The 8577-nt window shown below is 73.2% G+C and carries 10 protein-coding genes; 7 read left to right on the top strand and 3 right to left on the bottom strand.

Annotated features, from left to right (window positions below; genetic code table 11):
- The coding region (locus ABZW03_RS31985; protein WP_355266068.1) for an RDD family protein at positions 1 to 676 on the top strand (676 nt) is incomplete at its 5' end.
- Positions 677 to 749: 73 nt separating this feature from the next.
- Entirely contained in the window at positions 750 to 1502 is a 753-nt protein-coding gene (locus ABZW03_RS31980; protein WP_355266065.1) for an RDD family protein, read from the top strand.
- Positions 1503 to 1538: 36 nt separating this feature from the next.
- Here ABZW03_RS31980 and ABZW03_RS31975 read toward each other — a convergent pair whose 3' ends face one another.
- A complete protein-coding gene (locus ABZW03_RS31975; RefSeq protein WP_355266062.1) occupies positions 1539 to 1814 on the bottom strand; it encodes a hypothetical protein in 276 nt (91 codons plus the stop codon).
- A 245-nt stretch (positions 1815 to 2059) separates the two neighbouring features.
- Here ABZW03_RS31975 and ABZW03_RS31970 point away from each other — a divergent pair, with 245 nt between their 5' ends.
- The 4 genes from ABZW03_RS31970 to mycP all read left to right on the top strand — a co-directional run bounded on the left by ABZW03_RS31970 (position 2060) and on the right by mycP (position 6168).
- Positions 2060 to 2785, top strand: a complete 726-nt coding sequence (locus ABZW03_RS31970; protein ID WP_355266059.1) for an endonuclease V — start codon at positions 2060 to 2062, stop codon at positions 2783 to 2785.
- A 98-nt stretch (positions 2786 to 2883) separates the two neighbouring features.
- On the top strand, positions 2884 to 3333 hold the full coding sequence (locus ABZW03_RS31965; RefSeq protein ID WP_355266056.1) for a hypothetical protein: 450 nt from the start codon (positions 2884 to 2886) through the stop codon (positions 3331 to 3333).
- A gap of 37 nt (positions 3334 to 3370) precedes the next feature.
- Complete coding sequence (locus ABZW03_RS31960) at positions 3371 to 4795, top strand: hypothetical protein (RefSeq protein ID WP_355266053.1); 1425 nt, start codon at positions 3371 to 3373, stop codon at positions 4793 to 4795.
- Positions 4796 to 4881: 86 nt separating this feature from the next.
- Positions 4882 to 6168 (top strand): type VII secretion-associated serine protease mycosin, encoded by a 1287-nt coding sequence (gene mycP / locus ABZW03_RS31955; protein WP_355266050.1) that lies wholly within the window; start codon positions 4882 to 4884, stop codon positions 6166 to 6168.
- On the opposite strand, the gene ABZW03_RS31950 is transcribed toward mycP, so the two are convergent.
- Positions 6162 to 6734, bottom strand: a complete 573-nt coding sequence (locus ABZW03_RS31950) for a GNAT family protein (RefSeq protein WP_355266047.1) — start codon at positions 6732 to 6734, stop codon at positions 6162 to 6164. The genes mycP and ABZW03_RS31950 overlap by 7 nt on opposite strands.
- 193 nt (positions 6735 to 6927) lie before the next feature.
- On the opposite strand from ABZW03_RS31950, the gene ABZW03_RS31945 reads away from it, so the two are divergent.
- Positions 6928 to 7539: a DinB family protein gene (locus ABZW03_RS31945; RefSeq protein ID WP_355266045.1), complete on the top strand. Its 612-nt coding sequence runs from the start codon at positions 6928 to 6930 to the stop codon at positions 7537 to 7539.
- A gap of 96 nt (positions 7540 to 7635) precedes the next feature.
- Here the strand turns inward: ABZW03_RS31945 and ABZW03_RS31940 are convergent, their stop codons facing one another.
- The gene (locus ABZW03_RS31940; RefSeq protein ID WP_355266042.1) at positions 7636 to 8076 is read right to left on the bottom strand and encodes a hypothetical protein; all 441 of its coding nucleotides are present in this window, start codon (positions 8074 to 8076) and stop codon (positions 7636 to 7638) included.
- Positions 8077 to 8577 lie beyond the last annotated feature (501 nt).

Below are 8577 nucleotides of genomic sequence, written 5' to 3'. Positions count from 1 at the left end.
CCGGGCCCCGGCGCCGGGGGCGGTGGCGGTCGCCCCGAAGCCCGCGGCCGGGGCCGTCGCGAGCGCCGCGACCGTCGCCCCGCTGCCCGCCGTACGGACGGTCCGGGAGACCGCCGTCCAGCCCCGACCGTCCGCCACCGCGACCATCCCCGCGTCCTCCCGGGCCCGGACCACCCGGGTCGTCAGACCGGCCGGCCTCGGCCGTCGGCTGGCGGCGCGGACGGTGGACACCGCCGTGCTGCTGGTGGTCGCGGTCGCCGCCGCGATCCCGCTCAGCCGCTCGGTGACCGACCACCTCCAGCGGAAGGTCGACCAGGCCCGGATGGCCAGCGCCCTCACCCGGCGTCAGATCCAGGTCTGGCTGGTGGACGACGTGGTGCTGGGCAAGATCGCCGTGCTGATCGGCATCCTGCTGTTCGTCAGCCTGCTCTACGAGGTGCTGCCGGTCGCCCGCACCGGCCAGACCTTCGGCAAGCGGCTGGCCCGGATCCGCGTGGTGGACGCCGCCTCCCCGGCCGCCCTGACCAGACCGAGCCTCGGCCGCTCACTGCTCCGGTGGGCCGTCCGGCAACTGGGCACGGTGCTGCTGCTCGGCCTGGTCTGGCCGGTGTTCGACCGGGTGGGGCGGCGGGGGTGGCAGGACCGCGCGGCCCGCACCCGGGTGGTGCGCGGCTGAGGCGCGTAGGGCCCAGGGCAAAACGGACAAAATGTCCCGAACATCGAGAATCCGCGATGTTCTACTCGGGGGCATGAGCACCCACGACCCCTCAGGCCCCCAGCCGGAGGGGGGCGGTAAGCCCTCCTTCGACAAGCAGCCCCCGCAGCCGGGCGGCGGCACGCCGGAAGGCGAGCCGTCGGGCCCGACCCCGTCCAACGGCCCGTCCGGTGACTCCTCCGGCGGCTCGTCCGGCGGTCCCGGCGCCTACCGGGGCACCTACGGCGGGAGCCCGTACGACGAGCCCACTCCCGGTCGGAACCCCTACGGCCAGGACCCGTACGACCAGCCGCCGTCCGGCTACGGCACCGGCTACGGGCCCGGCGCGTACGGCACCCCCGGCGCCGGCCCCGTCCCCGGCATGCCGCCGATCGGCACCTGGTCCAAGCGGATCCTCGCCCGGCTGATCGACTACGTCCTGATGCAGGTCATCGGCGTCATCGTGGTGGGGCCCTTCAGCGACCTGAGCACGCGCAACGGCTCCACCGAGGCGTTCTGGCTCGGCTGCGCCGTCTACCTCGTCTACGAGGCCCTGATGCTCAGCCGGGACGGCCGGACCCTCGGCCGGAAGGCGATGAAGATCCGCGTCGCGATGCTCGTCGACGGGAGCACGCCCACCCCGTCCGCGGCCTGGACCCGCTCCGCCGTGTTCATCCTCCCGGCCGTGCTCTGCTGCGCCGCGCTCTGGTGGATCGTCGACGGGTTCTTCGGCGTCTTCGACAAGCCCTACCGGCAGTGCCTGCACGACAAGGCCGCGAAGACCGTGGTGGTCACCACGGAGGTCTGAGCGGCCCGGCCGGCCGCACCGGCGCCCGGCGGCGGATCAGCGCTGCCGGGCGTACGCGTGCCCGGCGGCAGCGGTGGCCGCCTCCGCCGGATCCGTGGCCGGGGCCGCGGGGTCCGGAGCCTCGGTGGCGGCCCTCGCCGCGGCGGCGGACATCGAGAGCACCGTCACCACGGTGCCGAGCGCCAGCGCGAACCCCACCAGCACCGAGACCGCCAGGACGCCCGAGGCGCCCGCGACGGCCAGCAGTGCCACCGTGGTGGCGACGACGGTGAACGAGCCGAGGCAGGCCTGGGCGAGGGAGGGGCGCGGCATGGCGGAGGTCCTTCGCACGTCGGGGGGAACGGGCGGGGGTGGTGCCGGATCCAGTGGTCCTGCCCGTGGGGGAGACGGGCACGTCCAGGCTAGCCCCCGGGCGCGGGGGCACAGGGGGCGCACGGGCTCACCCCGGGGTCGTCCGGGCCGCTCGGTACGGTGAAACCGCACCGCCGTGAATCGCGCACCACCGCGCACCGCGCACGACCGCACACCGCGCACGACCGCACCCGGGGGAACCGACCATGCCCATCCCCGCCGACTGGCCCACCACCGAGGCCGAGGCGCTCGCCGAACAGGAGCGGCTGCGCCCGCTCGTCCAGGCCCACGACGATCCCGGCCACGTCCACGCCCACGTCCACGCCGGCTCCGGCGAACTGATCGCCGGCGTGGACGTCGCCTACGACGACGACCGCGACCTCGTCGCCGCCGCGGCCGTCCTGCTCGACCGGGACACCCTGGAGGTGGTCGAACAGGCCACCGCCGTCGGCCGGATCGCCTTCCCGTACGTCCCCGGGCTGCTCGCCTTCCGTGAACTCCCCGCCGTCCTCGACGCGTTGGCCGCGCTCACCCGCACCCCCGACACCGTCGTCTGCGACGGCTACGGCCTCGCCCACCCCCGCCGCCTCGGGCTGGCCAGCCACCTCGGCGTCCTCACCGGACTGCGCACCGTCGGCGTCGCCAAGACCCCCTTCACCTTCGACCACCGGGAACCCGACGCGCCCCGCGGCTCCTGGAGCCCGCTCACCGACCCCGCCACCGGCGAGGAGGTCGGCCGCGCCGTCCGCACCAGGGCCGGCGTGAAGCCCGTCTTCGTCTCCGTCGGCCACCGGACCGGCCTGGACACCGCCGTCCGCACCACCCTCGACCTCGCCCGCCACTACCGCCTCCCCGAGACCACCCGGCACGCCGACTCGCTCTGCCGGCGCGCCCTCGCCGACGCCCAGCGGACCGGGACGAGCGCGAACTGACCAAGCCCCGGGCGGGATTCGGGCCCGGTGTGTTAGACATGAGACACCGGGGCCCGGCCCCGACCGCCAGGGACGGACGCAACGGGGGAGGCGCCGACATGGGAGCAGGGAGCACCGGTACCGGTTCTACCGGCGGAGCCGGACAGGGCTACCGCATCGAGGTCGAACAACTCCGCGCCTTCGCCGGCCAGGTCCGGCTGCTGCTCGCGGACTTCCAGAAGCACGCCGACGGGACCGACGCGCACGGCCGCAGCGGCATCGGCAAGAACGCCTTCGGGACCTTCGCCGAGGCCACCGAGATCCACGGCCGCTACGGCACCATGCGGGACGCGCTGCGCGACGTCCTCAACCAGCTCCAGGAAGCCGTGAACGAGGCCCAGCGGAAGGCCGACCTCACCGCCACCAACTACGAGGAGCAGGACCACCACACGGCCGCCAAGCTCAAGCTCGGCGACGACGGATGGTCCGTCGCCCACCCCTCCGCGAGCAGCCGGGCCGCCGCCGAGCAGAACCGCACCCCGTCCACCCGCGGCAACGCCACCGTCTGACCGCCGCCCGCCCGGACCGAACGGAGGCCGACCGCCCGTGGTCTACACCGACTTCACCAAATACAGCCACGCCCAGCTCCGCACGATGGCACAGGCCCTCGACCCCGGTGCGGTGATGGCCGCCGGCGACCCCTGGCGCAAGGCCGCCGACACCCTCAAGCAGATCCGCCTCACCCTCACCAAGGCCAGCACCGAAGCCGCCACCTCCTGGGAGGGCACCACCAGCGACGCCTTCCACACCCGCATGCTCACCCTGGCCGCCAGCATCAACAACGCCGCCGCCTACGCCAACGACGCGGCCAACATCCTCCACAGCGCCTCCGAGGCCATGGCCAAGGCCAAGCGCGACATGCCCGAGGAACCCGGCAACTGGGACAAGGTCAAGGACACCGTCGGCGACGCCCTCTTCGGCGACGAGGACGAACACATCCCCGTCGCCGACCGCAAGAAGGCCGAAGCGGCCGCCATCATGCAGACCCTCGCCATGCACTACCGCATCGCCACCCCGGCCCTGAAGGCCCCACCGCCGGTGGACTTGAGGCCGGGGCAGAAGATCCGGGACGATCCGACGGACGCAGCCCAGGGTGATCCGAGTGGAGCTGCGGCGACGGCGGCCGCGGTGGTGTCGGGCACCTCGATCGGGGCGACGGGAGCGTCGACGCGGGCGACGACCGCCCCGGCTCCTCAGCGCCGGACCTCCCAGCCGCCGGTGGCGGCGCGGTCTGTGGCGAGGAGTGCTCCGGCTCCGACGGACTCGGGGATCAAGGGCGGTACGGCGCAATCTCCGTCGAAGCCGGCGGTCCCTCCGAGCCGCTCCGGAGACGGAATCTCCGGTAAGCCGGTGGCCCCCGTGAGCGGAAGCCTGCCGAACCCTGCGCTTGCCGGGACGCAGACCTCCGGACTGGATCTCGTGCAGACCGGAGGGCCCACCGGACCGTTCGGGGGCGCCGGCGGCCCGGAGACTCCTCGGACTGCCGGACCGACGACCACCTCTCCGGCCGGGCCGATCATCGGTCCGGGACGGACCGGCCCTGGCGGTAGGGAGGTCTCGGCCGGCGCGGTGCCGGTCGAGGCTTCCGGCCCGCGTGCTGCCCGGGCGCTCGGCGGTTCCGCTGAGGTCTCTCCGGGCATCGGCGCCGGAGGCCGTGGAACGCCCGGCGGTAAGCAGGCCGGGGGATCACCGGCCCGACCTGGGGGCGTTGCCGGGGAGACGGCGAGGCCCGGCGGGGCACAGGGCAAGCAGGCATTCACGGAAGGCGGGTCCGGGCTGGGAGCGCGGAACCGGCTCAGGGGCGAGCCGACCGTCGCGAGCACGAACGGCGTGTCTCCCGGTGTCCCGCTGAGCGGAGCGCAAGGGCGTAAGAAGGACCGGGGGAAGGACGGCAAACGGCCGGACTACCTCGTCGAGGACGACGAGACCTGGGCGTCGGACAAGCCCGCGAATCCGAACGTGGTGGAATGAAACCGGTCCGTTGGCGGACAACGGTTCTGATCGCATCCCGCAGGTCGGTGACCTGCGGGATGCCGCGCTGAGTGGGGTGACCAGGCTTGACGAGCCGCCGGTTGGTACGTGGTACGGCGGCCATTGCTGCCGGAGCACTGATCTGGGGTGTCGCCGCGCCGGTGGCATCGGCCGATCAGATCAGGGACCAGCAATGGGCTCTGAAAGCGTTCGAGGCAGAGACGAAGGTCTGGCCGACGAGTCAGGGTGATGGTGTGGTCGTCGCCGTGGTCGACACGGGGGTGAATCAGAATCAGCCGGATCTGACCGGACAGGTGCTTCCCGGAGGCGACTTCTCGGGGGGCAACACGGACGGTCGAGTGGACAGCGACGGTCACGGGACCGGGATGGCGAGCCTGATCGCAGGGCACGGACATGGCTCCCAGGAGGGGATCATGGGTCTTGCCCCGAAGGCGAAGATCCTTCCGGTGAAGATCAAGTCCGGTGGCGACGGCCCGGACTCCCAGTCCACCGTCGACCCGCAGTCGACTCCCGATCCTCAGCAGAACGACCTGGCGGACGCGATTCGATTCGCGGCGGACCGTGGTGCGAAGGTCGTGAACATTTCCCTCGGAGGGTATTCCCGCTTCGATACGAAGTTGCGTAAAGCGGTCAGCTACGCGGTGTCCAAGGACATCGTGGTGGTCGCCAGTTCGGGCAACAGCGGGTCCGGTCTGGGAGTCGAGTACCCGGCCGCTCTTCCCGGTGTCGTAGCGGTGGGGGCCGTGGACTCCAGCGGGGTCGTGTGGGAGCGGTCCAGCGAGGGTGCCGAGACCACACTTGCCGCACCCGGTGTGGGGATCTACCGTTCCGCGCTGAAATCATCGACGGGCTACGAGCGGAGGAACGGCACCTCGGACTCCACCGCCTATGTCTCCGCGACCGCGGCGCTCATCCGGTCCAAGTACCCCGACCTGTCCGCCGGGCAGGTGATCAACCGCATGATCAAGTCGGCCACGCGCCCGGCCGGTGCGGCGACGCTGCCCGACAGCCGGTACGGCTACGGGATCGTCGCGCCGGCCAAGGCCCTGGAGGCGAATCCCGCCGTGGACAACGGGCCTCGGGAGAACCCGCTGATCGGGCGGATGGAGGCGAAGGGCACGCCGCCTCCGGTGGACGAGGAGACCGAGGAGCCGTCCGTCGAGCCCATGGTCCCCGAGGGGGACAGCGCGGGCGACAACCGTTCGCTCGTGCTCTGGGTCCGCGTGGGCCTGGTGGGTCTGCTGGCCGGCGTCGTGGCGCTAGTCGTGGCGCTGGTGGTGCGGGGGCGGCGGCGGAGGCGGGCGGCCGGCGGGGGGTACCCGCAGCCGCCGTACGGGGGGACGGGTCAGTGAGTGGCGAGCCATTCGGGGCGTAGGGCGGCCATCTGGAGGACGTCCCAGTAGCGCCCGTCCCAGTGGTGGGCCTGGCGGGAGCGGCCTTCGAGGGTGAAGCCGGACTTGCGGTAGGCGTGGGCGGCGCGTTCGTTGTACTCGAAGACTTCGAGGTGGACGCGGTGGAGGCGGACGGTCTCGAAGGCGTGGCGCAGGACCAGGAGGGTGGTCTCGGTGCCGATGCCGCGGCCGGTGCTGTCCGGGGTGAGGGCGATCCGGAAGCTGGCGGAGGCGTTGTCGGGGTCGACGTCGGTGAGGGCGGTCTCGCCGAGGAAGCGGCCGGTGGCGGGGTCCTCGACGGCGAGGTCGAGGCGGTCGGGCTGGTCGCGGCGGGTGGCGCACCACTGGTGGATCCGGTCGCGGGTGAAGGCGGTGCGGGTGCCGGTGAGCCGGTTGGTCTCCTCGTCGGCGCAGAGCTCCCACATCGGGTCGGTGTGCCGTTCGTCGAGCGGGACGAGCCGGACGGTGGGGCCGTGCAGGGTGGGCTTCACGGCGAGGGCGGCCAGGTCGGCGAGGTCGGCGGTCATGGCACCCAGGATGGACGGCCGGTTTCCGGTTCGTCCACGAGTTTTGTCCCGGGGGCGGGTGGGCACCGGGCTGGAGCGTGCGGGGGAACGGGGGCGCGCGGTGAGGTGAGCGCGCCGGGGGTGGCAGCATTTCGGCGACCGCTGGCGCCCTTGCCGCTGGTGGGGCCCGTCCGGCGGCGGGGATGCTGGGCCCATGAGCACTCCTGAGAGCACGCCGACCGCCGTGAGCACCGCCGTGAGCACCGCCGTGAACACCGCCGCCGCCACCACCGACGGGATCGTCCCGGACACCAAGGACTGGACCTGGGTGCTGGAACGCCCCTGCCCCGACTGCGGGTTGGACACCCCGGGGGTGGCCCGGGAGGACGTCGCCGGGATGGTCCGGGCCAACGCGGAGGGCTGGCTGACGGTGCTGGCGGGGGACGCGGACGGGGTGCGCCGGCGGCCGGCCCCGGGGGTGTGGTCGGAGCTGGAGTACGCGTGCCACGTCCGGGACGTCTTCCGGCTGTTCCACGTCCGGCTGAACCTGATGCTGGACCAGGACGGCCCGCTGTTCCCCAACTGGGACCAGGACGCGACGGCCGTCGCCGAGCGCTACGGGGAGCAGGACCCGCGGGTGGTGGCCGGGGAGCTGGCGGAGGCCGCGGAGACGCTCGCGGCGGCCTTCGAGGGGGTGGCCGGTGAGCAGTGGGCGCGGACCGGGAACCGGAGCGACGGGGCGCGGTTCACGGTCGACTCGTTCTCCCGGTACCTGATCCACGACCCCGTGCACCACCTGTTCGACGTGACGGGCGAGCGGGTCTGAGGCCGGTCGGCCGGAGGCGGCGGTGGCGGCAGGGGCGGCAGAAACCGCGGTGGCCGCGGTGGCCGCGGTGGCCGTGGAGGCGGCCGGGGCGCGGGGTCACCAGCCGGAGGCCTCGCGCAGCATGGTGCGGCGCAGCCGCCCGGCCACGCTGGCGGCGTCGGTGCCGATGACGTCGGCGATCTCCGGGGCGGCGAGGCCGACGACGTAGTGCAGGATCGCCAGGTCGTCGTCGGCCGGGTGGCGGTCCGGGTCGGCGGTCACCCGGCGGGTGTGGGCGGAGACGGTGCCGCGCAGGATCTCCCAGGCCTGCGCGGTCGGGTTGGAGCTGCCCATCAACTCCCGCCAGTGCACCGCGATTTCCGCGAAGGCCTGCTGGACGGCGGTGGCCGCGGCGCTGTGCTCGGTCAGCCACACGCGCGCGTAGCTGAGGTACCGGGGGCGGTGGAGTTCGCAGAACGCGGTGAACTCCAGTGGTACGTCCGCCGGCTCGCCGGGCCCCGGGGGCGGCTCGGCGGAACTCTCGTGACGGTTGGTCATCTCGGCTTCTCGGAAAGGGAGATGGGTTTCTGACGGTCGATCATCTGTGCTCACTCTACGGTAGGCCCTCGGTGCGCTGGGTGACCAATCCGATGGAATGCCCGGAACCCGCCGCCGCCAGGCCGGTTCCGGTGGCGACCGGGTGCGGCGTGGCGGCGGGACGGCCGGGCGGAAGGCCGGTGACGGCCGGCCGGGCAGTACTGCGCAGTGGTGCGGGGGACGTAGGTGCGAGCGTGTCGCAGCTGGTCAGAGGGTGTAGGACGGCGGTGACTGCAGGGCAGTTGATGTGCCACCGTAGGGCCTGGGGAGGCTGGCGTCCACGCTCAGGGCGCGAACCTGCGGCCGCACAACCACCCGCACAACCGCACTCACGATCATTGCGAAGATCACCACGGACGGGGACACCGTCGTTCACCGCGGTGACGGCCGCACGGGGCCGCGTGCGGCGCGTGGGCGGGCGCGGACGTTGTCGATCAGGCGGGTCGGGCCCACCTTCGCGGC

Source organism: Kitasatospora sp. NPDC004799 (genome assembly GCF_040609095.1).
Classification (GTDB): domain Bacteria; phylum Actinomycetota; class Actinomycetes; order Streptomycetales; family Streptomycetaceae; genus Kitasatospora.
This window is presented reverse-complemented; position numbering and strand designations above follow the sequence as displayed.